Source organism: Streptomyces sp. NPDC042102 (assembly GCF_055582305.1).
This window is the reverse complement of sequence record NZ_JBVJDL010000001.1, coordinates 1,105,799-1,130,219: the sequence shown is the minus strand read 5'-3', so window position 1 is coordinate 1,130,219 and position 24,421 is coordinate 1,105,799. Positions and strand designations below refer to the sequence as shown.

Annotated in this window: 21 protein-coding genes and 1 pseudogene; 10 read left to right on the top strand and 12 right to left on the bottom strand. The window is 73.9% G+C overall.

From position 1 onward, the window contains the following. Positions 1-7 precede the first annotated feature (7 nt). Positions 8-658, top strand: coding sequence for a hypothetical protein (locus ACZ6KO_RS04675; protein ID WP_469299924.1), 651 nt, complete (start codon positions 8-10; stop codon positions 656-658). A gap of 161 nt (positions 659-819) precedes the next feature. On the opposite strand, the gene ACZ6KO_RS04670 is transcribed toward ACZ6KO_RS04675, so the two are convergent. Further along, positions 820-1,344 (bottom strand): hypothetical protein, encoded by a 525-nt coding sequence (locus tag ACZ6KO_RS04670; protein WP_469299922.1) that lies wholly within the window; start codon positions 1,342-1,344, stop codon positions 820-822. Between the two features lie 459 nt (positions 1,345-1,803). On the opposite strand from ACZ6KO_RS04670, the gene ACZ6KO_RS04665 reads away from it, so the two are divergent. Then, on the top strand, positions 1,804-2,469 hold the full coding sequence (locus ACZ6KO_RS04665; RefSeq protein WP_469299920.1) for a class F sortase: 666 nt from the start codon (positions 1,804-1,806) through the stop codon (positions 2,467-2,469). Positions 2,470-2,562: 93 nt separating this feature from the next. Here the strand turns inward: ACZ6KO_RS04665 and ACZ6KO_RS04660 are convergent, their stop codons facing one another. Beyond that, complete coding sequence (locus ACZ6KO_RS04660) at positions 2,563-3,492, bottom strand: polysaccharide deacetylase family protein (protein ID WP_469299918.1); 930 nt, start codon at positions 3,490-3,492, stop codon at positions 2,563-2,565. A gap of 123 nt (positions 3,493-3,615) precedes the next feature. On the opposite strand from ACZ6KO_RS04660, the gene ACZ6KO_RS04655 reads away from it, so the two are divergent. After that, on the top strand, positions 3,616-4,041 hold the full coding sequence (locus ACZ6KO_RS04655; RefSeq protein WP_469299916.1) for a secondary thiamine-phosphate synthase enzyme YjbQ: 426 nt from the start codon (positions 3,616-3,618) through the stop codon (positions 4,039-4,041). A gap of 22 nt (positions 4,042-4,063) precedes the next feature. On the opposite strand, the gene lysX is transcribed toward ACZ6KO_RS04655, so the two are convergent. Continuing rightward, positions 4,064-7,366 carry a bifunctional lysylphosphatidylglycerol synthetase/lysine--tRNA ligase LysX gene (gene lysX / locus ACZ6KO_RS04650; protein ID WP_469299914.1) on the bottom strand — a complete coding sequence of 1,101 codons (3,303 nt, stop codon included), beginning with the start codon at positions 7,364-7,366 and terminating at the stop codon, positions 4,064-4,066. Positions 7,367-7,481: 115 nt separating this feature from the next. Then, positions 7,482-8,693, bottom strand: coding sequence for a CapA family protein (locus ACZ6KO_RS04645; RefSeq protein ID WP_469299912.1), 1,212 nt, complete (start codon positions 8,691-8,693; stop codon positions 7,482-7,484). A gap of 319 nt (positions 8,694-9,012) precedes the next feature. On the opposite strand from ACZ6KO_RS04645, the gene ACZ6KO_RS04640 reads away from it, so the two are divergent. Both ACZ6KO_RS04640 and ACZ6KO_RS04635 read left to right on the top strand, forming a co-directional pair. Further along, positions 9,013-9,546 carry a sigma-70 family RNA polymerase sigma factor gene (locus ACZ6KO_RS04640; RefSeq protein WP_469299910.1) on the top strand — a complete coding sequence of 178 codons (534 nt, stop codon included), beginning with the start codon at positions 9,013-9,015 and terminating at the stop codon, positions 9,544-9,546. Positions 9,547-9,804: 258 nt separating this feature from the next. Beyond that, positions 9,805-10,275, top strand: a complete 471-nt coding sequence (locus ACZ6KO_RS04635; protein ID WP_469301541.1) for a hypothetical protein — start codon at positions 9,805-9,807, stop codon at positions 10,273-10,275. A gap of 12 nt (positions 10,276-10,287) precedes the next feature. Here ACZ6KO_RS04635 and ACZ6KO_RS04630 read toward each other — a convergent pair whose 3' ends face one another. From ACZ6KO_RS04630 to ACZ6KO_RS04615, 4 genes are read right to left on the bottom strand one after another with little or no spacing between them, the layout of a single operon-like run. Then, complete coding sequence (locus ACZ6KO_RS04630; RefSeq protein WP_469299908.1) at positions 10,288-10,707, bottom strand: hypothetical protein; 420 nt, start codon at positions 10,705-10,707, stop codon at positions 10,288-10,290. Between the two features lie 17 nt (positions 10,708-10,724). After that, positions 10,725-11,588 (bottom strand): Fpg/Nei family DNA glycosylase, encoded by an 864-nt coding sequence (locus ACZ6KO_RS04625; RefSeq protein ID WP_469299906.1) that lies wholly within the window; start codon positions 11,586-11,588, stop codon positions 10,725-10,727. 43 nt (positions 11,589-11,631) lie between these two features. After that, positions 11,632-13,674 (bottom strand): SpoIIE family protein phosphatase, encoded by a 2,043-nt coding sequence (locus ACZ6KO_RS04620; RefSeq protein WP_469299904.1) that lies wholly within the window; start codon positions 13,672-13,674, stop codon positions 11,632-11,634. Between the two features lie 25 nt (positions 13,675-13,699). Beyond that, positions 13,700-14,947, bottom strand: coding sequence for a DUF6777 domain-containing protein (locus ACZ6KO_RS04615; protein ID WP_469299902.1), 1,248 nt, complete (start codon positions 14,945-14,947; stop codon positions 13,700-13,702). Positions 14,948-15,121: 174 nt separating this feature from the next. Between ACZ6KO_RS04615 and ACZ6KO_RS04610 the strand changes: the two genes are divergently transcribed. The 3 genes from ACZ6KO_RS04610 to ACZ6KO_RS04600 are packed head-to-tail and all read left to right on the top strand — an operon-like array spanning position 15,122 to position 17,966. Next, entirely contained in the window at positions 15,122-15,973 is an 852-nt protein-coding gene (locus tag ACZ6KO_RS04610) for a YndJ family protein (RefSeq protein ID WP_469299900.1), read from the top strand. A gap of 11 nt (positions 15,974-15,984) precedes the next feature. Continuing rightward, positions 15,985-16,518 carry a DUF1990 family protein gene (locus ACZ6KO_RS04605; protein WP_469299898.1) on the top strand — a complete coding sequence of 178 codons (534 nt, stop codon included), beginning with the start codon at positions 15,985-15,987 and terminating at the stop codon, positions 16,516-16,518. A gap of 11 nt (positions 16,519-16,529) precedes the next feature. After that, a complete protein-coding gene (locus ACZ6KO_RS04600; RefSeq protein ID WP_469299896.1) occupies positions 16,530-17,966 on the top strand; it encodes a lipase maturation factor family protein in 1,437 nt (478 codons plus the stop codon). A gap of 80 nt (positions 17,967-18,046) precedes the next feature. Here ACZ6KO_RS04600 and ACZ6KO_RS04595 read toward each other — a convergent pair whose 3' ends face one another. Further along, a complete protein-coding gene (locus ACZ6KO_RS04595; RefSeq protein ID WP_469299894.1) occupies positions 18,047-19,030 on the bottom strand; it encodes an NAD-dependent epimerase/dehydratase family protein in 984 nt (327 codons plus the stop codon). Positions 19,031-19,180: 150 nt separating this feature from the next. Further along, a complete protein-coding gene (locus ACZ6KO_RS04590; protein WP_469299892.1) occupies positions 19,181-19,357 on the bottom strand; it encodes a hypothetical protein in 177 nt (58 codons plus the stop codon). A gap of 329 nt (positions 19,358-19,686) precedes the next feature. Between ACZ6KO_RS04590 and ACZ6KO_RS04585 the strand changes: the two genes are divergently transcribed. Then, on the top strand, positions 19,687-20,214 hold the full coding sequence (locus tag ACZ6KO_RS04585) for an HD domain-containing protein (protein ID WP_469301540.1): 528 nt from the start codon (positions 19,687-19,689) through the stop codon (positions 20,212-20,214). Between the two features lie 135 nt (positions 20,215-20,349). Here ACZ6KO_RS04585 and ACZ6KO_RS04580 read toward each other — a convergent pair whose 3' ends face one another. Beyond that, positions 20,350-21,831, bottom strand: a complete 1,482-nt coding sequence (locus tag ACZ6KO_RS04580) for an SDR family NAD(P)-dependent oxidoreductase (protein ID WP_469299890.1) — start codon at positions 21,829-21,831, stop codon at positions 20,350-20,352. Between the two features lie 246 nt (positions 21,832-22,077). Between ACZ6KO_RS04580 and ACZ6KO_RS04575 the strand changes: the two are divergent. Continuing rightward, positions 22,078-22,890, top strand: a pseudogene (locus tag ACZ6KO_RS04575) (DMT family transporter); the annotation flags it as partial. Between the two features lie 24 nt (positions 22,891-22,914). On the opposite strand, the gene ACZ6KO_RS04570 reads toward ACZ6KO_RS04575, so the two are convergent. Beyond that, positions 22,915-24,258, bottom strand: a complete 1,344-nt coding sequence (locus ACZ6KO_RS04570) for a transglycosylase family protein (protein ID WP_469299888.1) — start codon at positions 24,256-24,258, stop codon at positions 22,915-22,917. Between the last annotated feature and the right edge of the window lie 163 nt (positions 24,259-24,421).

Below are 24,421 nucleotides of genomic sequence, written 5' to 3'. Positions count from 1 at the left end.
ATCAGCCATGGGTGCGATACGTACCTCAGCCACAGCCCTGTTCAGCGCCGGCGCCGCGGGAGGCCTCCTCGTCCTCGGCGCCCTCGGCATGCCCGCCGGCGCGACCGGTATCCCGCCGGGCGCGCCGGTCACGTCGTTCGGCTTCGCCATCACCCCGTCGACGGTGGCTCCGGGCGGCCAGGCGGTGCTCTCGGTCACCGGCTGCAACGCCGCCTACGCCACCGTCTCCTCCGGGGTGTTCGACTCCGTCAGCATCCCGCGCGGCCAGACCGTCCGGGTCACCGTGGACCGCGACGCCCGCCGCGGCGCGCTGTACTCCGTCTCCTTCACCTGCAACGGCGAGACCGGCTCCACCGACCTCACCATCACCGGTGGCAACTCCACCCCCACGACCAGCTCGACCGACGTGGCACGTCCCGTCAACTCCGTCGCCCCGGTCGTGACCGCCCTCGCGACCGGGGCCGTCACCACGGCCGTCCCGCCGGCACCCACGCGTACCGCCACCGCGACGGCCGGTGCGGTGCGCGGTGGTCTGGGCGGCAGTGCGGGTTCCATGGACGCCCGCGAGATCGCCGCGGGCGCGGGCCTGTTCCTCGTCTCGGCCGCGGGGACGGCGTACATGATCAGGCGCCGCTCGCGCGTCCGGGGTCAGCACTAGAGGCGAAGCGGCGGCAGGGCACCGGACCGGCGACGGAGCCGGCGCGGTGTCCGCCGCACCGCCGGTCACCCTCGGATCCCGGCCGGGATCCGGGGGCGACCGGCGGATTCCAGGGCCCTTCGACCGGTTCCGGGGCCCTTCGACCGGGGAGGTCCGTCCGGTCAGGCCCGGCCGCGGGCCGGGCGGCGGCGCATCACGTGGATGCCCGCGCCGATGGCCGCGGTACCGACGAGGCCTCCGCCGATGGCGGTCTCGGCGGCGGACGGGCCGAAGGAGCCGCCGAGGCCGCCCTGCGCACCGTTGCCGTCGAGGACGCGGAACCGGGCCGTGGCGACGAGGGGGCTGTCGTTGCACTTGACCTGGAGCGTCTTGTTGCCCGGGGAGGCGTGGTTGTTGATGCGGACCGTCGCGAAACCGATGGACCCCGGCGAGAGGTCCCGCGGCGGAAAGTTGCCCGGCGAGCTGACGGAACCGCCGCGGCCGCAACCGCTCGCGCTCACCTGCATCGTGGAGCCCTGGTGCACGGCGAACGGATTCACCGAGACGTTGCTGGGACCGCTGCCGCCGTTGCCGCCGAAACCGCCGGTGCCCCCGGTCCCCGGAGGGTCCGCCGCGGCGAGCGGAGCACTGAGTCCGACGGCGGCGAAGGCCGCCGCCGTCACTACGAGAGCGCGAAATGCACGCATGGTGGAACCTCCAGCGGGAAGCGCCCCGGAGCGGTGGCCCGGGATGATCGACGAGAACGCCTCCCATGAGGAACCCTCGGGGCGGCCCGCAACCAGCGCATGTCCGTCTTTGGGCCGCCCGGTTGAGCGACACGCCGGGGCGTGCCCGGCGGCGCTGACGGATCCGCAGGTCACGACCCGTCAGTGATTCATGTGATGAATACCTGGATGGCCGCACCCCTTCCGGGCCCCGCTCCCCCGCCCGGCCCTCCCGCGGCCACGCCCCTCCTCGCCCCCGCCCCGCCCCGGACGCCCGCCGGGCTCGCGGTCGCCGCCGTCCCGGCCGCCCGCGCGCCACCCGTTCGCCCTTCCCCGATCGCCGTCCCGGGCGCGCGGACTTACCGTGCGGGGAGAAGGGCGTACCGGGGTGGGACACAGAACGCGGGTCGGGACCCCCGCGTCGGGAAGGGAAAACAACTGATGCTGAGCGAGGACGAGACGGGGAAGCCACGCAGACGCTCACCATGGGGTGCGATCGCCCTGGTCATGCTCACCGGCCTCGCCATGGTCCGGAACGGGTCGGACGCCGACGACGGGCCCCCGCAGCCCGCCGCCGCGGCCAGGGTCGACGTGCGCGCCGATCAGCTGCCTGCGAATCCGCCCGTGCCGCCGGCGGACATGGAGGTGCTGGACCACTCGTCGGTGCAGCGCATCCGCATCCCCGACATCAACGTCGACGCGCCGGTGATGACGGTCGGGCTGGACGCCCAGGGCTGGATCGACGCGCCCCCGCCGCAGGACCCGAATCTGGCCGGCTGGTACCTCAACGGCATCTCGCCGGGCCAGCGCGGCTCCTCTGTGATCGTGGGGCACGTGGACAACGCGCAGGGCCCGGCGGTCTTCTTCGGCCTGGGCTCGGTCCGCAAGGGCCACCGGATCGAGGTGGAGCGCTACGACGGGCGCACGGCGGTGTTCGAGGTGTACGGCGTGGAGGTGTTCGCCAAGAACGCCTTCCCCGGGTCGCGGGTGTACGGGGACACCGGGCACCCGGAGCTCCGGGTGATCACGTGTGGCGGTGGCTACTCCAAGGGCCGGGGCTACGACGGCAACGTGGTCGTCTTCGCCCGTATGGTGCAGGCCCGCTGAGGCGGCGCCACCGCGGCGCCGCCTCCACGCCGGCCCGGCGGCCTCACTCCTGCCGTCGTCGCCGCCGTCGCCGCCGTCGCCGCGCGCCCAGCGTCACAGCTCCGCGCCGGCCGGCGGCAGGGTCAGCCGGTAGCCCCGTTCCAGCAGCTGCGGAAGGTAGGTCCGCAGGGCGTGGACGCTCTGCGAGCGGTCACCGCCCGCGTCGTGGTTCAGCACGATCACGCCGGGGGCGGCGCCCTTGAGGACCCGCGAGACGATCGTGGTCGTGCCGGGCTCCTTCCAGTCCAGGGTGTCCACCGTCCAGGCCATCGGTTCCATGCCGAGTTCGGCGCCGATCTCGAACGCGGCGCGGTTCCAGGCCCCGAACGGCGCGCGGAACCACGGGGGCGCCTGGCCGGTCGTCTTCTCGACCAGGTCGCTGGTCCGGGCGATCTCGGCGGCGAGGTCGGGCCGGCTGAGCTTGGTGAGCAGCGGATGGGTCCACGTGTGGTTGCCGATGACGTGCCCCTCGGTGACCATCCGGCGTACCAGGTCGGGACGTTCGGCGACCATCTCGCCGCACACGAAGAACATCGCGCGCACCCGGTGGCGCGCGAGGGTGTCCAGGATGTCCGGGGTGTAGCGGGGATCGGGCCCGTCGTCGAAGGTGAGCACCATGCTGCTCGCGTAGGCCGGGGTGGCGGGGAGCTCCAGGATCGGCCGGGTCCGGGGGGCCAGCGACCGGTTCGCGGTCCGGCGCGCGGGCCCCTCGGCGGTCATGGGCTGCAGCCGGTACGCCGTACCGGGCGCTCCCTGGGGCGGCAGGACGGCGGCGGCTCCGGGCGCGCCGGCACCGGCCGCGCCGCCCGCCGGGCCGGGGGCGCCGGGCGGACCGGACGGCCCGCCGGAGGTCGCGAGGGCCCCGGCACGGCCGGGGTTGCCCGCCTCGCCCCCGGTGAGCATGCCCGACGCCGCCGCGATTCCGAGGAAGACGGCGGTGCGCAGGAGCACGCGCCGCCCCACTGTCGGCTCGTCATTTTTCATTACTACTACGTATCAACGAGATCGCCGCGGATGTCGAGAGGCGCGTTCGCCGGCGCGCGCCCCCACCCGGTCGGCGCAGCGGCCTTCCCCGGACGGGATGGGGCGCAGGGCACCATGAGGGGCATGAGCGAGAACTTCCGTACCCGTGTCCTCGACGTCACCACCGGCGCCGGCGAACGGGTCCACGACCTGACCTCCGCCTGCACCGGTTTCCTCGCGGACGTGGCGGCCGGCCGCGACGGGCTGCTGAACGTGTTCGTGCCGCACGCCACGGCCGGCGTGGCCGTCATCGAGACCGGCGCGGGCAGCGACCACGACCTGCTGGCCGCCCTCGCCGACCTGCTGCCCGCCGACGACCGCTGGCAGCACCGTCACGGCAGCCGCGGCCACGGTCGCGACCACGTGCTCCCCGCCCTCGTGGCACCGCACGCGACCCTGCCCGTGATCGGGGGCGAACTGGCCCTCGGGACCTGGCAGTCGGTCTGTCTGGTGGACACCAACCAGGACAATCCCCATCGGCAGGTGCGGCTGTCCTTCCTCGGCCAGTAGCCGGGCCGGTCAGCCGGGCCGGTCAGCCGCGGCGGACCAGCGGGAACGGCAGGGTCTCGCGGATCGTCAGACCGGTGAGGAACATGACCAGGCGGTCCACCCCGATGCCGAGACCGCCGGTGGGCGGCATCGCGTACTCCAGGGCGTCCAGGAAGTCGTTGTCGATCTCCATCGCCTCCGGGTCGCCGCCCGCGGCCAGCAGGGACTGGGCGGTCAGCCGGCGGCGCTGCTCGACCGGGTCGGTCAGCTCCGAGTAGGCGGTGCCCAGCTCCGTGCCGAAGGCGACCAGGTCCCAGCGCTCGGCCAGCCGCGGATCCTTGCGGTGCTGGCGCGTCAGCGGGGAGACGTCGGTGGGGAAGTCCTTGTAGAAGGTGGGCAGGGTCGTGCGCTCCTCCACCAGCCGCTCGTACATCTCCAGCACCACGTCGCCCCGGGTGTCCTCCGGGGCGTGCGGCACCCCGGCCCGGTCGCACAGCCGCCGCAGCACGTGTTCCTCGGTGTCGGCGTCGACCTCCTCGCCGAGCGCCTCGCCGATCGCCCCGTACATCGTCTTGACCGGCCAGATCCCGGAGATGTCGTGGACGAGGAGCTTGCCGTCCGGACCGGCCTTGTGCGCGACCGGCGAGCCGAAGGCGGCGGTGGCCGCGCCCTGGATCAGCTCGCGGGTGAGGTCGAGCATGACGTCGTAGTCGGCGAAGGCCTGGTAGGCCTCCAGCATGGTGAACTCGGGGTTGTGCTTGTAGGAGACGCCCTCGTTGCGGAAGGTGCGTCCCATCTCGAAGACCTTCTCCATGCCGCCCACGCACAGCCGCTTGAGGTAGAGCTCGGGTGCGATCCGCAGGTAGAGGTCCAGGTCGTAGGCGTTGATGTGGGTGCGGAAGGGCCGGGCGTTGGCGCCGCCGTGGATCTGCTGGAGCATCGGGGTCTCGACCTCCAGGTAGCCGCGGTCCAGCAGTCCCTGGCGCAGCGCCTGGACGGCCGCCGAGCGGGCCCGGACCACGTCGCGCGCCTCCGGGCTGGCGACCAGGTCGAGGTAGCGGCGGCGGACCCGGGCCTCGGGGTCTGCCAGGCCCTTGCGCTTGTCGGGCAGCGGGCGCAGGCACTTGCCGGTCAGCTGCCAGGAGCGGACCACGACCGACAGCCGGCCGCTGCGGCTCGCGCCGACCTCGCCGCTCGCCACCACGTGGTCGCCGAAGTCGACCTCCGCGGTGAAGGCGTCCAGGGCGGCGGGGCCGGACTCCTCGCGGGTGAACATCAGCTGGAGGTCGCCGGACCAGTCGCGCAGGACGGCGAAGACCACGCCGCCCAGGTCGCGTACGACCATCACGCGCCCCGCGACGGTCACCTCCTGCCCGGTACGGGTCCCGGCCGGGGGCCCGGGGTGCGCCGCCCGCAGCTGGGCGACCGTGTGCGTGCGCTGCGGGATGCCCACGGGGTACGGGTCGGTGCCCTGCGCGATCAGCCGTTCCAGCTTGCGGTGGCGGACCCGGACCTGCTCCGGCAGGCGCTCGGCGGCCGGTCCCGCGCCCTCCTGCGCCACGGCCTCCAGGCCCAGGGAGTCGATCGGCGGCAGCCCCGCGGTGGTGACCGGGGCGGTGACCCCGCGGGGATGGCCGTTGCCCCACAGCTTGCGCAGGCTCGGTACGGAGACGAAGCCCTCGGCGACCCCGGAGGCCAGACTCACCCGCGCGAGTGAACCGGCGTCCTGGTAGCAGAGGAACCGGGGGTACCACTCGGGACCGTACTTGACGTTCGAGCGGTAGAGGGCTTCGAGCTGCCACCAGCGGGAGAAGAACAGCAGCAGCCGGCGCCAGAGTTTCAGCACGGGTCCGGCACCGATCCGGCCGCCCTCCTCGAAGGCGGACCGGAACACCGCGAAGTTCAGGGAGATCCGGCGCACGCCCAGCTTGGGGGCGGTCGCGCACAGCTCGGCGACCATGAACTCCATCACGCCGTTGGGCGCGGCGCGGTCGCGGCGCATGAGGTCCAGGGAGATGCCGTCCTTGCCCCAGGGGACGAAGGACAGCAGGGCGATCAGCTCTCCGTCCGCGTCGAAGGCCTCGACGAGCAGGCAGTCGCCGTCGTCCGGGTCGCCGAGCCGGTCCAGGGCCATCGAGAAGCCGCGTTCGGTCTCCGTGTCGCGCCAGCTGTCGGCCCGTTCGATGATCCGCCGCATCTCCTCCTCGGACAGGGCCGAGTGGCGGCGGATGAGCGTGGTGGCGCCGGTGCGCCGGACCCGGTTGACGGCCTGGCGGGTCACCCGCATGTCGCGGCCGTCCAGGTCGAAGTGGGCGACGTGCAGGATCGCCTCGTCGCCCAGTTGCAGCGCGCTCAGTCCGGAGCGGGCGTACGCGGTGGCGCCCTCCTCGGAGGCGCCCATCACGGCGGGCTGCCAGCCGTAGCGGCGGGCGACGCCCAGCCAGGCGTCGATGGCCGCCGACCAGGCGCCCGGGTCGCCCACCGGGTCGCCGCTGGCCAGGCACACGCCGACCTCGACGCGGTAGGTGACGGCCGCCTTGCCGCTGGGGGCGAAGACCACCGCCTTGTCGCGGCGGGTGGCGAAGTAGCCGAGCGAGTCGGCCCGTCCGTACGCCCCCAGCAGCGCCCGGATCCGGGGCTCCTCGTCGCCGTGCAGCGCCGCCGTCATCCGCTGGGAGCGGAACAGGGTGGCGGCGGCGTTCAGCAGGGCGAGGGCGCCGAAGAGGCCGAGCAGGAAGTACAGCGGGCGGGGTGGCCGGCCGTCGAACTGGCGGGCCGAGAAGAGGCCGCCGAAGACCTGCTTGGCGGCCCAGTCCAGCCATTGCCCCTGGGGCAGCGTGCCGGGGAAGAGCGCCACCAGTGCCCAGCCGAGGAACACCGCGGCCAGCAGCCCGAGGCCCAGGACGAGCAGCGCCCGCCAGAGCGCGCCGGGCCGGGACGCGGCGTAGAACTCGCCGCGCGCGACGACGAGGACGACCAGCGCCGCCACCGCCAGACCCATCGAGGGTCCGCCCACCAGGTAGTAGCCCTCGGCCATGATCAGCAGATCGACGAGGATCAGCAGGGCCAGATAGGCGACGACGATCCACCAGGCGACCTTCTTGCGGGTGCCGAGGGCGGCGGCGAGCAGGAAGAGGAAGACCGCGTACGCGAGGTTCGCGCTGACCGGGACCACGAAGATGTCGAGGAACCGGACCACCGGACGCAGCAGCCGCCGCAGGGTCGGAGACAGCGCGAGCAGCGCGCACAGCAGGCCCAGCGCTCCGAAGAACGCGCCGAACCCGTCCGGCACCCGGTTCAGGAAGCGGTGGCGGGTGCCGTGGATCTCCGGTGCGGTGACACTCATGGTTGGCACTGTAGGGAGCGTGGAGCGGGACCGCGCGCCGAGTCACCACGGCCCCGACGGGGTGACGGGCGCCGGGGAGCACGGCCCTCGAACACGGGACCGACGGGGGCGCGGCCTACTTGCCCAGGGTGAGGCCGTCCTTCGCCGCGCCGCGGCCGAGCACGGCCTCCGAGATGGCCTCCTGCGCCCGCCGGTAGTCGGCGTTGTCCGGGTCCTCGGCCAGGGCCACCGGGAGGTTGACCACCTTGCCCGCGCCGATGTCCATCCACTGCGGGATGAACTCGGCCTTCGTCACCTGCCAGCGGCTGCCCGCGGCCGCCGGCGGTTCGAAGCGGAAGCGGCCGATCGAGCCGTAGTTGCCCCGCGGGTCGTACGCGCCGCTGTGGTTGAACATCTGGCCGGCCACCTGGTCGCCCATCCCGTAGATGATCCACGTGCCGTTGACCTTCTCGTACGCCTGCGGGACGTGCGCGTGTGTGCCGAGGATCAGGTCGATGTCCGGGCGTCCGGCCGTCTGCGAGGCCGTCAGCGACTTGCCCAGCGTCAGCTGCCGCTCGTCGGCCTCCGTCTGCCACTCCGTGCCCCAGTGCAGGCTCACCAGGACCACGTCCGCGCCGGCCCGGCGGGCGGCCCGCGCGTCCGCGACGATCTTCTTCTCGTCGATCGTGTTGACCGCCCACGGGCGGCCCTCGGGCAGCGGGTAGCCGTTCAGGTCGAACGTGTACGCCAGATGCGCCACCTTGGCGCCGCCCGCCGAGTACGTCGTCACCGTGGCCGCCTCCGCCGCGGTGCGGGCCGAGCCGGCGTGCTTCAGGCCGACCTTGTCGAAGCGGTCCAGGGTGCGCGCCAGGCCCGCCGCGCCGTCGTCCAGGGTGTGGTTCGACGCGGTGGAGCAGCCGTCGTACCCGGTGTCCTTCAGGCCGTCGGCGACCTGCGGCGGGGACCGGAAGGCCGGGTAGCCGCTGAAGGGCCCGCCGTCCTCGCCGTAGATGGTCTCCATGTGGCACAGCGCCACGTCCGCGGCCGAGACCACCGGCTTGACCAGGGAGAACATCGGCCGGAAGTCGTATCCGTCGCCGCCCGCGTCGGCGTGGGCCCGCTGGTAGACCGACGGGTGCGGCAGCACGTCGCCGGTCGCCACCAGGGTGAACCCCCGGGCGGCGGCGGACGGCGGCGCGGCCGCCTGGGCCGGCCCCGACGCGCCGAGACGGGCCGGGGCCGCGTCCTTCGAGGCCGTGGAGGCCGAACAGCCCGCCGTGGCCGCCACGGCCGCCACCAGCAGGAGGGCCGGCGCGGCCGTGCGGGCGCGCCACGTGTGCTTGGTCATCGGTGCCGTCTTTCCCGAGAAGAGACCATAAATATGACTATCTGATCACCTGAATCCATCAAGGGAGACGACGCAAATCGAGGAACGGTGCCGTCCGCAAAAGCCCCCGGCCACTCCGACGGCCCCGTGTGAAAACCGGGGGACGGCGAGGGCCCCAACCGTTCGCCGCGCCGCTCGACCGTTCGTCGCCCGGTGCGGCCGCCCACCGGCCCCGCCGGGTGCTTGGGCGCACGGCCCGCACCCGACGGTTCCCGGGGCCGCTCCCCGCAGGTCAGGGTGGGCGTGTCGGAGCCCCCGCATCCCGGAAGGAGCCGCCCCGGTGCCCCCCTCCCCCACCCTGCCGCGCACGGACCCCCAGGCGCTGGCCGAACTCCAGCGCGAGCACGGCCGGGCCCTGTTCGGCTTCCTCCTCGGGCTGACGGGCGGCGACGCCCAGCGCGCCGAGGACCTGGTGCAGGAGACCCTCTTCCGCGCGTGGCAGCACCCGGAGGCCCTGGTCAGCGGCCACGACTCGATGCGGCCCTGGCTGTTCACGGTCGGCCGGCGGCTCGCGATCGACGCCCGCCGGGCCCGGCTGTCGCGTCCGCAGGAGGTGGACCCGGAGGGTCTGGAGCAGGCGCCCGCCCCCTTCGACGGCGTGACCAGTTCGGTCACCGCGATCGACGTACGGCGGGCCGTGGGAAGCCTGGGCCCCGAGCACCGCGAGGTGCTGATGCAGGTCTACTTCCGTGACCGCTCGGTGGCGGAGGCCGCCGCCGAACTCGGCATCCCGGCCGGAACCGTCAAGTCCCGGACCTACTACGCCCTGCGCGCGCTGAGGAAGGACCTCCAGGGGTACGGACTGGGCGCCTGACCCCCGGTCCGGCGCCGTCGCGCCCGCGGGCCACCGCTGGAGAACGGCTCAAGGATTGATCTGAATCCGCACGAAACAGGCGCGGAGCGCATCGAAATCGGCATCAGACCGTTCAAGTTGAGTAAACATCCCCCGCCCTGCGAGCCCCTCGGGGAAGGCTCGTGACCGACGGCGGGACGGCTCGAAGTGCGGGAGAAGGTGGCAACGGTGCAGCCCGAGGGTTCGAACGGCACCAGTGGCGGCGGGCTCGCGGTGCCCATGGCATGGCTCTACGCGGAGTACATCGCGGACGAGCTGCTGCGCACGGGACGGCTGATCCCGGTCAGCACCCTGGAGTTCCGGGCCGGCCGCGACACCCTGGCGCTGACGATCTACCTCTCGGACGCGGCCGGCGAGCTCTCCGGCATCCGGGTGGTCTCGCAGCTCGACGAGTGGCTCTCGCTCACGGCGTACGGTCACCCGTGGCGCGACTGGGTGCACACCCGGCTCCTGGACCTGGGCGAGGAGGCCCGGGAGGCCGGCCGGGGCGAGGACCCCGACCTGGAGCTGGCCCGCTCGGCCTGGAGCTGGCTGGAGCGCACCGAGCTCTTCGCCACCAACCTCGACCCGGGCCACCACGGCCACGGCCACGCGGACGTCCCCTCCGGCCTGGACGAGAACGCCCGCGTCTGGACGCCCGCCTGGCAACTGGGGTTACCGCTCGGGCACCTGGCCATGCACCTGTTCTGACGCCCGCGGGCGCTATTCGGTGTTCCGGGGCGGGCCGGCGGGGTGGCGGCCGGGGGTCTCGGCGGAGTCCGCGACCAGGCCGGTGAAGTCGGCCTCGTTGCGTTCGGCGCGGTGCACGTAGCGGCGGGCGATCAGCCACATCACCGGGTAGACGGCGACGCCCAGCACCACCCACACCAGCTGCGCCGAGGGGCCGGCCCGCAGCGTGAACAGCACGGGGAGCGTCCCGATCAGGAGGGTGAGCGCGGCCAGCGCGCCCAGGCCGGCCCGCAGCTGACTGCGCATGAGGGCCCGGACGTAGGTGGTGCCCAGCGTGGTCTGTTCGGAGATCTCCGAGCGGGCGGGGGCGTGCGCGGGCGGCCGGCGGCGGTCGCCGCGCGGCACTCCGGTGACGATCTCCCGCCGCGGCGGGGGCTGCTGCTCCTCGGCCATGGGGCGGGAGTCTACGGCTACTTCAGCAGCCGGGACATGCGCCGGTCGGCCAGTGGTTCGCCGCCGGTCTGGCAGGTGGGGCAGTACTGCAGCGAGGAGTCGGCGAAGGACACCTCGCGGATGGTGTCCCCGCACTCCGGGCAGGGTTCGCCGGTACGGCCGTGGACCCGCAGGCCGCTCTTCTTCTCCGCCTTCAGCCGGCCGGCCTCGATGCCGTGCGAGCGGGCGACGGCCTCGCGCAGGGTGTCCTGGACGGCGGCGTACAGGTGGGTGATCCGGTCCTCGTCGAAGGAGGCCGCGAGCTTGAACGGCGAGACCTTGGCCCGGTGCAGGATCTCGTCGCTGTAGGCGTTGCCGATCCCTGCGATCACGCTCTGGTCCCGCAGCACGCCCTTGATCTGCCGCCGCTCCCCGGCCAGCAGCGCGGCGAAGGCGTCCCGGTCGAAGCCCTCGGCGAGCGGATCGGGACCGAGGCGGGCGATGCCGGGGACCTCCTGGGGGTCATGGACGACGTACACCGCGAGCCGCTTCTGGGTGCCGGCCTCGGTGAGGTCGAAGCCGCCGCCGCCCTCCAGGGCCACGCGCAGGGCGAGCGGGCCCTTGCCGCCGGGCCGGGGCGGCCGCTCGGGCAGGGTGTCCTGCCAGCGCAGCCAGCCGGCCCGGGCCAGGTGGGTGACGAGGTGGAGGTCGCCGATGCGCAGGGCCAGGAACTTGCCGTACCGGGCGACGGTGCCGGCCCGCCCGCCGTGCAGGGCGGTGAGCGGCGGGTCGTACGTCTTGAGCACGCTGACGTTGAGCGGCAGGACGCGCTCGACCACCCGTCCGGTGAGGTGTTCGGTGAGGAATTCCCTGAGGGCCTCGACCTCCGGCAGCTCCGGCATGGTCCCAGCCTGCCGTCCGCGGGGACGGAACGCGAGCCGGGTGTCAGGTCAGGCCGAACTCGCACCATACGCACTTGCCGCCGCCCCGCGGCTCGACACCCCAGACGTCCGCGAGGCGGTCCACCAGCATCAGGCCGCGGCCCGACACCCCGGACTCGCCGGCCACCCGGCGGCGCGGCAGGGCGCTGGAGCGGTCCTCGACCTCGACGCGCAGGCGGCGTTCGGGGCCGGTGAGGACGCGGAGGGTGACGATGGCCGGGCCGTCGGTGTGCATGAGGGCGTTGACGATGAGCTCGTCGGCGACGAGTTCGATCTCGTCGGCTCGGTCGCGGGCGCCCCAGGCCCGGACGGCGGCCCCGATCATGTGGCGGGCCGAGACCAGGGCCTCGGGGTCGCCCGGGGCGACGTGCTGCTGGATGCGGCCGCCGAACTGCGGGACGTCCTCGGCGCGGCGGCGCAGCAGCAACAGGGCCATGTCGTCGTCGCCGCCGCGTTCGTCGATGGCCCCGCAGAGCCGGTCGGCCAGGTGCTGGAGTTCGGCGGGCCCGTCGCGGACCAGGGTGGTCAGCAGCCGGATGCCGTCGTCGAGGTCGGCGCCGGGCTGTTCGACGAGGCCGTCGGTGCACATCAGGAGCGCCTCGCCGGGGTCGAGTTCCACCGTGGTCACGGGGTATTCGAGACGGCCGAACTCCGCCGAGACGCCGAGCGGCATGCCGCCCTCGACGGGCAGCCGGCGGCAGTCGCCGGTGCGGGTGCGCAGCAGGGGGTCGATATGGCCGGCCCGGACCAGCTGGAGGACTCCGGTGGAGAGGTCGGCCTCGGCGTAGGTGCAGGTCGCGAAGCGGTCGGTGTCCAGTTCGTGCAGGAAGACCGAGGCGCGGGCCATCACGGTGGAGGGCGAGTGGCCCTCGGCGGCGTAGGCGCGCAGCACGATGCGCAGCTGTCCCATGACGGCCGCCGCGTGGGTGTCGTGGCCCTGGACGTCGCCGATGACCGCGCCGACCCGGCCGCCGGGCAGCGGGATGACGTCGTACCAGTCGCCGCCGATGTCGCGCCCGAGCCGGGCCGAGCGGTAGCGGACGGCGATCTCGGCGCCGGGCACGGTGGGGATCCGGCGGGGCAGCATGGCCTGCTGGAGCCCTTCCGCGATGTCGTGCTCCTGTTCGAGGAGCATGGCGCGCTGGAGGCTCTGGGCGATGCTGCTGCCGAGGGCGACCAGCAGGTTCCGCTCGTCCTGGGTGAAGCCGTCCTTGTCCTGGTAGAGGAGCCCGATCGCGCCGATCGGGCGGGCCTGGGCGATCAGCGGCAGGTACGCGGCGGCCGAGATCCGCATGTACGTGATCTTCGCCCACAGGGCCGGGTAGCTCTGCGCGAACTCCTCGGCGTCCATGAACCGCGGTTGCAGGGAGCGCACGACCTCGCTCATGGGGTAGTTCTCGTCGATGCGGGTGTACCGGGTGCCGGGCACGAAGCTGCCCTCCGGGCCCTCCGCGACCAGGTGCACCCGCCCGGCCTCCACCAGGCCCATCACCATGCCCATGGTGCCGAGCCGCTCCAGGCCCTGGGAGTCGCTGAGCGCGTTGATGACGTCGCGGACCGTGCGGGCGTGCGCGAGTGCCGCGGTGGTGCTCTCGACCACCGAGGTCTGCCGGCGCCGCTCCTCGTCCAGGCCGAGCCGTTCGGCGGAGTGGCTGAGCTCCTCGGTCGCGTCCCGGACAATGCCGATGATGCGGAACGGGCGGCCCCGCTCGTCCCGCATCACCCGGCCCTGGGTGTGGGTCCAGCGCATGTGGCCGTCGCGGCAGCGGATGCGGAAGTAGGCGCCGTAGGTGTCCTCGCCGCTCTTGAGCGCGCCGGCGACCAGCGCGTCCAGCCGGACCGCCTCGTCCGGCGGGACGCGTGGGGAGAGCGACTCGGGGCGGCCGTCGTACGCGTCGGCGGGCGTGTCGAAGACCTCCAGCGCCGGTCCGTCCATGTGCATGAGCCCGGTGACCAGGTCCCAGTCGAAGCTGCCCATCCGGTTCAGCGCGAGGGACAGGTCGGGGTGGGCGGGCCAGTCGTCCGGCAGCGATACGGTGCTCGGCACCGGTCCACCATGACACAGGAGCGGGTCAGGCGCTCTCCCGGTCGTGGGAACCGGAGGACGACTCCGCGCCGTCGGGCACGGCGAAGGGGTCCACCGGGTTCACGGGGTCCACCGGGTCCACGGGGTCGCTCGGCTCGGCGGCCTCGGGCGGCAGGACCGGTTCCGCCGGGGCGGCGGGGTCGGCGGAACCGGCGGATTCGGGCAGGATCTCGCTGTCCAGCGGTCCGGGGTCGAGGTAGAAGTCCATGCCCGGGTCGCCGGGCTCCGCCGAGGGGTTGCGGGGCAGGGACGGGGGCGCGTCCGGGGTCTGGGGGACGGTGGGCCGGGTGCGCGGGGGCAGCGGCACCCGGGAGGCGTCCGGGGGCGTGTCCTGCGACTGGTTCCGGGGGGCCTGGGGGGCCACCGGGTTCTGGGGGTCTCGGGGGTCCTGGGGGTCCTGCGGGTTCGCCGGGGTCTCGGGGGTGACCGGGATGCCGGCGGCCGGGTCGTACGGCGGGGCGGCCTGCGGAGGCCGGTCCTGGGCGCCGTCGTCGCCGGCGGTGCGCTCCAGCCAGGTGTTGTTCAGGACGTTGACGATCGTCAGGTTCGCGATGGCCTGCATGGTCGGCTCGATGACGATGGTCTGGTTGGGCTGGTAGCCGGGCCACTGCTCGCCCTTGTGCACGGGCTTGCCCTTGGCGGCGCGCGGCGAGAGCAGCGGGTTGCCGCAGCCGCAGCGGACCCGGGGCATGCCGTGCCCGTCGACCAGGACGGCGGTGCCGGCCTGGAGGACGGCCTGGTAGGCGTGGGCCGCACCGTCGCGGAAACCGTGGTTGGTGACCCGGGTGTCGGCCCGCAGCACCACGGGGGTCAGGCCGCGCAGGAATTCCGGGACGCCGGAGACCTCGATGCCGGAGGCCTGGGCGAAGGCGCGGGCCTTGTCGTCGTCCTCGGTGAGGTTGCGCAGCTGCTGCTCGATGTCGCAGCTGCCCAGCCGTTGGGTGCCGCCGTACAGGCCCGGGGTGGCACCGCCGACGGTGCGGATGCCTTCTCCGGTCGGGTTGGGCACGGGGGCCTGGAGCGGCGCCGACTCCTGTGTGGCGGAGGAGCCGGTGAACGGGTCGGGGCCGGCCGCGGCGACCGGCTGGAGGTAGAGGTCGTTGCTCTCCGCGCTGGTCCGCTTCGGTTCGTCCGAGCCGCCGCAGCCCGCGGCGAGCAGACCGAGGGCCGCGAACAGCGCGGCTGCGGCCGGTGCGTGACGGCGCGGCGCCTGACGGGGTGTCGGTGCGTGCACGTGAAATCTCCCTTTCGCCCCGGATCCTCCCTCTTGTCTGCCGTATGTCCGCAGCGCCCGCAAGCCGAGATCCGCCGTCCGCCTCGCCTTGAACATGTTCAACAGAAGCCCTAGGCTCAGTCCTGCGAGTTGAACGCGTTCAAAGCGTCGACCGCACGGGGAGGGGAGTCCACGGTGACGGTGCTGGTGAATCTGATCGTCACCCTGGGCATGGCCGTCATCGTCCCCGTCGGGCTGCGGCTCATGGACCCGGCCGGCCCGCACGTCCTGGCCCGCTGGTGGCCCCTGCTCGCCGCACCCGGGGCCGTCTGCCTGTGGCTGCCGCGCGGGACCACCGCCACCGTGCTCGCCGCACTCTACGCGGCGGCCACGCTCGCCCTCGCCCTGCGCGGTCTGCTGCGGCTGCGCTCCGCCCTGCGCCGTACGCCGCACGCGGGGACGCGGGCGCCGGTACCGGCCGAGGTGGCGGTGGTCACCGCACTGCTCTCGCCCGCCGTCGCGGCGACCGCGCTGGTCGCCGAGCGTGCGGGGGTGCGCCTGTTCGGCTTCGACCTCGACATCCTGGCGCTGACCGTGCCCCACTTCCACTACGCCGGGTTCGCCGCGGCCCTGGTCGCGGGGCTGGTGTGCCGCGCGGCCCCGGCCGGGCCGTGGGCGCGCTGGGCGGCGTACAGCGTGCCGGGCGGCACCGCTCTGGTGCTCGCCGGGTACTTCGTCGACGACTGGGCCGAGCTGGCCGGCGCGCTGGTGCTCACCGCCGGGATGTGGGCCGTGGCCCTGCTGACCTGGCGCGAGATCCGGCCGTCCGCGCCGCGGCGCGGCACCCGGGCCCTGCTCGCCGTCTCGGCCGCCGTGCTGGTGGCCACCATGCTGCTCGCCCTGTGGTGGGCCCTGGGCGAGGCCACCGGGATCCCCCACCCCACCCTGACCTGGATGGCCGCCACGCACGGCCTCGGCAACGCCCTGGGCTTCGCCCTGTGCTCGGTACTGGCCTGGCGCCGGCTGACCGCCGGCCACCGACGTTGAGGAGATCACCGATGACCCGACTGATGAGCGCCGGACGGGACACCCTGAACTACCCCGACCGCGGCGCGACGGCCCGCCGGCCGCTGCCCGCCGGATACCACCACCTGCACCACCGCGCCCCGCTCGGGCACGGCCGGGCCGTCTTCGAGGCCGCCGGTGCGGCGGTGACCACCCTCGCGCTGCACCGCGCCACCGGCTTCACCGTCCGCGCGGACCACGCCTCGGTCCGGCCCGGCAGCCGCGTCGAGATCGGCATCGGTCTCGGGCCGCTGCGGATCACGGCGCCGTGCGAGGTGATCTGGACGGCGTACGCGCCCGGGCGCGCGGGGTTCGCGTACGGGACCCGCGACGGGCACCCCGAGAGCGGGGAGGAGTCCTTCCTGGTGGAACTGGCGGCCGACGGCACGGTGTGGTTCGAGGTGACGGCCTTCAGCCGGCCCGCCACCTGGTACACGCGGCTGGCCGGCCCGGTCGTCCCCTTCCTCCAGCTGCGCTACGCCCGCCTGCTGACCCGCACCCTGCGCGCCCTGGCCGCGGGCGGCTGATACTGGAGTCGATGGACTGGTTCGTGGCGCCCGGGTACTGGCTGGGCCGGCTGGTCTTCCAGCGGGCTCTGGCCGGCGTCTACCTCTTCGCCTTCCTCGGGGCGGCGCTGCAGTTCCGGGCGCTGATCGGGGCGCGCGGGATGCTCGCGGTGCCCGAGTACGTCAGCTGGGTGCCGTTCAAGCGCGCCCCGAGCCTGTTCCAACTGCGCTACTCCGACCGGCTGTTCGCCTGCTGCGCGTGGGCGGGTGCGGCGGTGGCGGCGGCGCTGGCCGCGGGGGCGGGCGACGCCGTACCGCTGGGCTGCGCGATGGCCATGTGGGCGCTGCTGTGGGTGCTGTACCTGTCGATCGTGAACGTCGGGCAGACCTGGTACGCCTTCGGCTGGGAGTCGCTGCTGCTGGAGGTGGGGTTCCTCGCCGTGTTCCTCGGCAACGCGGACGTGGGGCCGCCGGTGCTGGTGCTGTGGCTGCTGCGCTGGGTGCTGTTCCGGGTGGAGTTCGGCGCCGGGCTGATCAAGATGCGCGGCGACGCCTGCTGGCGCGACCTTACCTGCCTGTACTACCACCACGAGACGCAGCCGATGCCCGGGCCGCTGAGCTGGTTCTTCCACCGGATGCCCCGGCGGCTGCACCGGCTGGAGTGCGCGGCCAACCACGTGACGCAACTGCTCGTGCCGGTGCTGCTGTTCACCCCGCAGCCGGTGGCCTCCGTCGCGGCCGGGGCCGTCGTGGCCACCCAGCTGTGGCTGGTGCTGTCCGGCAACTTCGCCTGGCTGAACTGGCTGACGATCACCCTCGCGCTGTCGGCCGTGGACTTCACCGGGCTCGCGGGTCCGCCACCGGCAGCGGCCGGGAACCCGGCGCCGCTCTGGTTCGCGGTGCTGGTGTGCGCGCTGACCGTGCTGGTCCTGGCCCTCAGCCGGCACCCGGTACGGAACATGATCTCCAGGCGCCAGGTGATGAACCGCTCCTTCGACGCCCTCCACCTGGTCAACACCTACGGGGCCTTCGGCACGGTGGGCCGGATCCGCGACGAGGTGGTGGTGGAGGGGACGGCCGATCCCGTACCGCGCGAGGACGGGCAGTGGCGGGAGTACGGCTTCAAGGGCAAACCGGGTGCGCTGCGCCGCGTCCCGCGCCAGTTCGCCCCGTACCACCTGCGGCTGGACTGGCTGATGTGGTTCGCCGCGCTCTCCCCCGGCTACGCGCGGGACTGGTTCGGGCCGTTCGTCGAGCGGCTGCTGGCGGGCGACCGGGACACGCTGCGGCTGCTGCGCCACAACCCGTTCCCGGACGCCCCGCCCCTGTTCGTACGGGCCCGCGTGTACCGCTACCGGTTCACCACCTGGCGGGAGCTGCGCGAGACAGGTGCCTGGTGGCACCGGACGCTGCTGCGCGAATACCTGCCGCCGACCCGGCTCGCGTCGTCCGGGTTCCCCCGCGCCTGAGCCCTGGCCGGAACCCGGCGCCGGGCCCGTACGACGCGCCGCCGGGCCGGCGCGCCGCGCCGGCGGCGCGTGGGCCCTCGCTACCGTGCGAGCAGCGCCGCCTCGCGCTCCGGGTCGAGGCCCGGACGGGGCCGGTCGGCGCGCTGCGGGGCGGCGCCGCCGAGCTCCGTCAGCCAGGCCCAGGTGCCGGCCACGGTCTCCTCGACCGGGCGGCACTCCAGGCCCGCGGCCACCGCCCTGGTGACGTCGCCGCCGTACATGAAGTCGTACAGCTCGCCCCGGGGGAGCCACACCGGCAGCTCGGTCCAGGGCTGCACCCCGGCGTCGAGGAGCCGCTGCGGGTCGGTCCAGTGGAGCTCGGCGCGGCCGCCGGTCGCCTCGGCACAGGCCTGGAGCAGGTCGCCCAGGGTCGCGTGCCCGTTCGGGCAGGCCAGGTTGTACGGACCGGTGAGCCCTGCCGCGGCCGCGTCCAGGGTCCAGCGGGCCAGGTCGCGCACGTCGACGTACTGCAGGGGAAGGTCGCGGGGGCCGGGGGCGAGAACCGGGCCGCCCTGCGCCATCCGGGTGAGCCACCAGGGCAGCCGGCCGACGTTCTCGTACGGGCCGAGGATCAGTCCGGCGCGCACCAGCAGGCTCGCGTCCCCACCGAACGTGGCGGCGGCCAGCTCCCCGCCGCGCTTGTCCTCGGCGTAGGCGACGGAACCGGCGTCCGGCGAGCCCTCGACCAGGGGGCCGTCCTCGGCCAGGCCGAAGGGCGCGGGGTAGGAGTAGACGGAGCGGCTGGAGACGTAGGTGTAGTGGCGTGCGCGGCCGTGCAGGCGGCGGGCGGCGTCGCGTACGGCGGTCGGGGCGCCGCCCCAGGTGTCGACGACGAGGTCCCACTCCCCCGCGGCGAGGGCGTCGAGCCCGCCGGGAGCCGTGCGGTCACCGTGCAGCGGGGCCGCTCCGGGCGGCGGGGCGTGGTGGCCGCGGTGGAAGACGGTCACGTCCCAGCCCCGGTCCAGGGCCTCCTCCGTGAGCGCGCGGCCGACGAATTCGGTACCTCCGAGCATCAAGAGCTTCATGGCGGCCAGCCTGCCGGGGTGCCGGACGGGGAGGGAAGCCTTGATCGCCCACAGCGATGACGCTGTGGGCGTACGCGGCGCCCCCGCGCCGGCGGGCGTCGGGGGCGCCGGGGGCGGCACCCTGGGGGCCGCCCGCGAGAGGTCCGGCGATCAGTCGATGCCGGGCAGGATGTGCGGTTCGGCGAGGTCGTCCTCGTACCCCGCGAGCCGGATCGGTGCGGAGCGGGCCCACACCTCCAGGCTGCCGAGCTCGTCGGAACGCGTGCGTCCGCGCCGTTCAGGCCGCTCGCCGCGGCCTTGGTCCTGTTGCGTCATTTCTGGTGTCACCGCGCACTCCTTTGTGTCGGGTAACCCGTCGGGCGTACCGCGCCGGGCAGGTAAACAGGGCATCCGAGCGCGGTGGCGCTGTCGTTCTCGACACGGAGAGTGGCCCTGGTGGGGCCGTCCGTGTGCATCAGAGTACACATATGAGCGGGCCCCCGCTCGATGGGAAAGTAAAATCCGTGTTGCCCCCTCACCTTCGCCCCATGTTCATGAAGTCGCACGTCGGCGTGTCGCCGGCAGATGATCTGCTCGCCGGCGTCACATGCGGACGACGGAAGGGAGTGGCGGTGGGAGACGTCCGGGTGCCGACGGTGGACACGGTCGAGGAACTGATGGATCTGCTGCGGGCCTGCCAGGGGGCGTGGGACACGCCCGACCGCAGCGGCGACCCGGTGGACCTGCACGACCACGGGCTGCAGACGGCGGCGCTGCTGCGCCGCTCGCACCCCTTCGACAAGGAGCTCCAGGTCGCCGGCCTGGTGCACGACCTCGGGCACCTGCTCTTCCCGGGCGACGACGCGGGCCACGCCGACCGCGCCGCCGCGGCGGTCCGGCCGCTGCTGGGCCACCGGGTCGCGCGGCTGGTCGCGCTGCACGTGCCCGCCAAGCGCTACCTGTCGGCCGTCGAGCCGGAGCGGCCGCTGTCCCCGCAGAGCGAGCTGACGCTGCACGCGCAGGGCGGGGTGATGGGCGAGGCCGAGGTACGCGCCTTCGAGGCCGACCCGGATGCGGCGGCCGCGGTGATCCTGCGTCAGGCCGACGACGCCGGCAAGGTGGTGGGACTCGACGCGGGCGTGATGGAGGACTGGCGTCCGGTCCTGGAGCTGGTCGCGGCGGGGGCGTACGACCGCACGGTGTGAACCGCACGCGGTGAACGGCACCCTGTGAACCGCACGCGGTGGGACGCCTCGCCCCCGGCCGCGTGCTCGCGGCCGGGGGCGTGGCGTCCGGGGGCGTGGCGTCCGGCACGGGCGGGGCCGGGCCCGCCCCCGCGGCTACCAGTTGGCGGGCGCGTAGTCCTTGAGGAAGACGCCGTACAGGTCCTCGCCCGCCTCGCCGCGCACGATCGGGTCGTAGACCCGGGCCGCGCCGTCGACCAGGTCGAGGGGCGCGTGGAAGCCCTCCTCGGCCAGGCGCAGCTTGTCGAAGTGCGGGCGCTCGTCGGTGATCCAGCCGGTGTCGACCGAGGTCATGAGGATCCGGTCGGCCTGGAACATCTCCTGGCCGCTCGTCCGCGTCACCATGTTCATCGCGGCCTTGGCGGCGTTGGTGTTCGGGTGACCCGCGCCCTTGTAACCGCGGCTGAACACCCCTTCCATCGCCGAGACGTTGACGACGTACGCCCGCCCGCCGGCCGACTTCCGGGCGGCCTCGGCCATCGCCGGCCGCAGCGCGCTGATCAGGATGAACGGCGACGTGTAGTTGCACAGCTGGGTCTCCAGCAGCTCGACCGGAGTGATCTGGTCGATGGTCTGCACCCAGGTGTTGGACTGCACCACGTCCGGCAGCAGGCCGCCCGCGTCGATGGCGGTGCCGTCGAGGTGCCGCTCGAGGCTGGCGTTGCCCGCGACCAGGGCCAGGTCGGCGACCTTCTGCGCCTCGAGCCCGCTCACCCCGACCGGCAGCGCCGCCAGGCCGTCGACCGCGCCGGAGTTGAAGGCGCCGATGACGTGGTGGGCGGGCAGCTCACCGGCCGGCAGCGGGGCGCTCTCCCCCTCCACCAGTGCCGCGTACGCGGTGGGCAGGCGGCGCACGGTCTGCGTGGCGTTGTTGATCAGGATGTCCAGCGGGCCGTCCGCGGCCACCTGGTCGGCGAGCGCGACGGCCTGCGCCGGGTCGCGCAGGTCGATGCCGACGACCTCCAGGCGGTGCATCCAGTCCGCCGAGTCGTCCATCGCCTTGAAGCGGCGGATCGCGTCCTTGGGGAAGCGGGTGGTGATCGTGGTGTGGGCGCCGTCGCGCAGCAGCCGCAGCGCGATGTACATGCCGATCTTGGCCCGGCCGCCGGTGAGCAGCGCGCGCTTGCCGGAGAGGTCGGCGCGGGCCTCGCGCTTGGTGCGGTTCAGCGCGGCGCAGTCCTGGCACAGCTGGTGGTAGAAGTAGTCGACCTCGACGTACCGCGTCTTGCAGACGTAGCAGGAGCGCGGGCGCTGGAGTATCCCGGCGATCCGGCCGGCCTCCGTGACCGAGGAGGGCAGGATGCCCTCGGTCTCGTCGTCGATGCGCTGCGCGGAACCGGTCGCGGTGGCCTCGGTGACGGCCTTGTCGTTGGCGGTCTTGGCGGCGCGGCGCTCCTGGCGGCGGCGCTGCTTGACCGTACGGTAGATCCCGGCGGTCGCGCGGCGGACCGTGATCGCGTCGGGGTGGTCGACGTCGATCTTGTCCAGCTCGTCGAGCACGCTGAGGCAGACCGCCAGTCGCTCGGGATCGATGCCCGGCCCGTATGCCTGGTTGTCTTCGGTCTCGGTCACCGTCATGGCCGCTGCCGTTCCTCGATGCTCGCCCGCAGCCCGCTGGGTGAGCGCGGCGCGGAAATCCTGCGGGAAGTCCCCAAAAGGGGAACTGTACGGATCCGGCGGGCTCCGGGACAAACCCGCGGGCGTGCACCTCACCCATCGCGAGCGGATCATCACGTCGCGTACTCCCGTACTACGACTGGAGTATGAGTGATCACCTCCCGTGGAGGGAGGCACGGAGGCCTGTGAGCAGGCATCGTGGAATACATGAGTGCCCTGGTGCTGTCCGTCCTGCTCTGCCTGGTCTCCGCCCTCGCCTACGCGGGTGGCGCCATCGTCCAGGAGCAGGTCGCCCGCAGCACCCCCGACCGGCGGTACGCTCCGCTGCGCCGGCCCGTCTGGTGGCTGGCCGTGGGGCTCAACGGCATGGGCGCGCTGCTGCACGTGGCGGCGCTGGCCTACGGCCCGCTGAGCCTGGTGCAGCCGCTGGGCGCGCTCACCATCGTCTTCGCGCTGCCCATGGCGGCCCTCTTCGTACGCCGCCGGGCCGGCGCGGCCGCCTGGCGGGGCGCGCTCATGGCCACCGTGGGGCTCGCCGGGCTGCTGGCCCTGACCGGCGGCGACGGGCGGGCCGAGCCGGTCCTGGCGGGCGACGAGCAGACGCTGCTGCTGTCGCTGACGGGGGCCGGGGCGGCGGTGCTGTTCCTGGCGGCGCAGCGGATGCGCCGGCCGGTGCTGCGCAGCGTGCTGCTCGCGGCCGCGGCAGGGACGGCCTTCGGCATGGCCTCGGTCTTCACCAAGTCCGTCGCGGACGGCTTCACCGGCGGCGCGCCGGACGTGCTGTGGACGCAGCTGGCGGCGATCGCCGTGCTGGCCTCGGCCGGCCTGCTGCTGTCCCAGGCGGCGTACCAGGGCGCGGGCCTGACCGCGCCGCTGTCCACGGTGACGGTGGTCAATCCGGTGGTCGCGACGGCGGTCGGCATCACGCTCTTCGACGAGGGCTTCCGCTACGGGACGGCGGGGGCCGCGGCGGCCCTGGCGGCCGGCACGCTGGCGGCGGCCGGCCTGCTGCTGCTCACGGCCGTGCCGGCGCAGCGGCGCGGGTCAGATCCGCACCCCCTGGGCGCGCAGATACCGGAGCGGGTCGATGTCGGAGCCGTAGCCGGCCCCGCTGCGCATCTCGAAGTGCAGGTGGGGGCCGCTGCTGTTGCCGGTCGACCCGGAGCGGCCGATCCGCTGGCCGCCGGAGACCTGCTGGCCGGCCTTGACCGACACCGCCGACAGGTGCGCGTACTGGGAGAACTTGCCGTCGGCGTGGCGGATGACGATCTGGTAGCCGTACGCCCCCGCCCAGCCGGCCGAGACGACCTGGCCGGGGCCGACGGCCTTGACGGAGGTCCCCGTCGGTACCGGGAAGTCGACACCGGTGTGGTAGCCGCTGCTCCAGGAGGATCCGGAGACCCTGTAGGCGGTGCCGATGGCCGCGTCGACGGGGGCCGTGAAGCCCACCGAGGGTGCCTTCTGCCCCGCTGACACGGGCTGGGTCCGCTGCTGCTCTGTGGGCTTGGCCTGCGGGGTGGTGGGCTGGGGCGCAGGGGTGGGTTTGGCCTGCTCCTGCGGCGTGGGCCGCGGCTTCTCGGACGGCTTGGGCGCGGGCGGCTTCTGCGCCTGCGGGGGCTCGCCGGGCTTGACCGGATCGGCGGTGCGCGGGGGCTTCTCCGGGGCCGGGGCGGGCGGGGTGAGGGTGACCCGCAGGGTCAGGCGCTGGCCGGGGAAGATGAGGTCCGGGTTGTCGCCGACGGTGGCGCGGTTGGTCTCGTAGAGGGCCTGCCAGCCGCCCTCGACGTGCTGGCGCTGGGCGATGGCGGAGAGCGATTCGCCGGGGGCCACGACGTACGGGCTGGGCAGCACCGTGGTGCCGGTCGGGCGGGGTGCGGCGCCCTGCGGGGGCTGCGCCGGGGGCTTGGCGGCCTGCGAGGGAGCCTGCTGCGGGGAGGCCTGCGTGCGCGGGGGCTGGGCGCCCGGGGCGGACTTCGCCGAGGGGGCGGGCGTCAACAGCGGTGCCGGACCGCCGCGGGCGAGTCCGGCCTTCTTGGAGCACACCGGCCAGGCCTGCGGCCCCTGCCCCTTGAGCACCTTCTCGGCGACCGCGATCTGCTGTTCCTTGGTGGCCAGGTCGGCGCGCGCGGCGTAGGCGGTGCCACCGAAGGCCCGCCAGGTGCTCTGCGTGAACTGGAGCCCGCCGTAGTAGCCGTTGCCGGAGTTGATGTGCCAGTTGTTGGTGGACTCGCAGGCCGCGACCTTGTTCCAGGTGTCGACCGACGCCGCCTCCGCCGTGCCGGCGCCTATGAAGGGGAGCGCTATGCCGGCTCCGCCGGCGGTGAAAGCAAGCGACGCCCGGTTGATGCTGCTCGGCTGGTACCGGCGGTGCCGGCCCCGTACACCCATGGGGAGCCCCCTTGAAGACATCAGGAACCGCACAACCTAACGGGGCGCCCAGGGCATGACAAGGGGCGCAAGCGGGCGCACTCAAGGGGAAGTTGACATTCCATAGCCCCGTAAGCGGGCCGTCCGTGCCGGTACCGGGGTAGCGTCGGTACGGACCGCACAC

Excerpts from the sequence above, each read along its gene's own strand:
- ACZ6KO_RS04585 (WP_469301540.1), top strand. The coding sequence starts at position 19,687 with ATGGATCTGCTGCGGGCCTGCCAGGGGGCGTGGGACACGCCCGACCGC.
- ACZ6KO_RS04600 (WP_469299896.1), top strand. The coding sequence starts at position 16,530 with ATGGACTGGTTCGTGGCGCCCGGGTACTGGCTGGGCCGGCTGGTCTTC.
- ACZ6KO_RS04630 (WP_469299908.1), bottom strand. The coding sequence starts at position 10,707 with ATGGCCGAGGAGCAGCAGCCCCCGCCGCGGCGGGAGATCGTCACCGGA.
- ACZ6KO_RS04635 (WP_469301541.1), top strand. The coding sequence starts at position 9,805 with ATGGCATGGCTCTACGCGGAGTACATCGCGGACGAGCTGCTGCGCACG.
- ACZ6KO_RS04605 (WP_469299898.1), top strand. The coding sequence starts at position 15,985 with ATGACCCGACTGATGAGCGCCGGACGGGACACCCTGAACTACCCCGAC.
- ACZ6KO_RS04665 (WP_469299920.1), top strand. The coding sequence starts at position 1,804 with ATGCTGAGCGAGGACGAGACGGGGAAGCCACGCAGACGCTCACCATGG.
- ACZ6KO_RS04675 (WP_469299924.1), top strand. The coding sequence starts at position 8 with ATGGGTGCGATACGTACCTCAGCCACAGCCCTGTTCAGCGCCGGCGCC.
- ACZ6KO_RS04570 (WP_469299888.1), bottom strand. The coding sequence starts at position 24,258 with ATGGGTGTACGGGGCCGGCACCGCCGGTACCAGCCGAGCAGCATCAAC.
- ACZ6KO_RS04655 (WP_469299916.1), top strand. The coding sequence starts at position 3,616 with ATGAGCGAGAACTTCCGTACCCGTGTCCTCGACGTCACCACCGGCGCC.
- ACZ6KO_RS04670 (WP_469299922.1), bottom strand. The coding sequence starts at position 1,344 with ATGCGTGCATTTCGCGCTCTCGTAGTGACGGCGGCGGCCTTCGCCGCC.
- ACZ6KO_RS04660 (WP_469299918.1), bottom strand. The coding sequence starts at position 3,492 with ATGAAAAATGACGAGCCGACAGTGGGGCGGCGCGTGCTCCTGCGCACC.
- ACZ6KO_RS04645 (WP_469299912.1), bottom strand. The coding sequence starts at position 8,693 with ATGACCAAGCACACGTGGCGCGCCCGCACGGCCGCGCCGGCCCTCCTG.
- ACZ6KO_RS04580 (WP_469299890.1), bottom strand. The coding sequence starts at position 21,831 with ATGACGGTGACCGAGACCGAAGACAACCAGGCATACGGGCCGGGCATC.
- ACZ6KO_RS04595 (WP_469299894.1), bottom strand. The coding sequence starts at position 19,030 with ATGAAGCTCTTGATGCTCGGAGGTACCGAATTCGTCGGCCGCGCGCTC.
- lysX (WP_469299914.1), bottom strand. The coding sequence starts at position 7,366 with ATGAGTGTCACCGCACCGGAGATCCACGGCACCCGCCACCGCTTCCTG.
- ACZ6KO_RS04625 (WP_469299906.1), bottom strand. The coding sequence starts at position 11,588 with ATGCCGGAGCTGCCGGAGGTCGAGGCCCTCAGGGAATTCCTCACCGAA.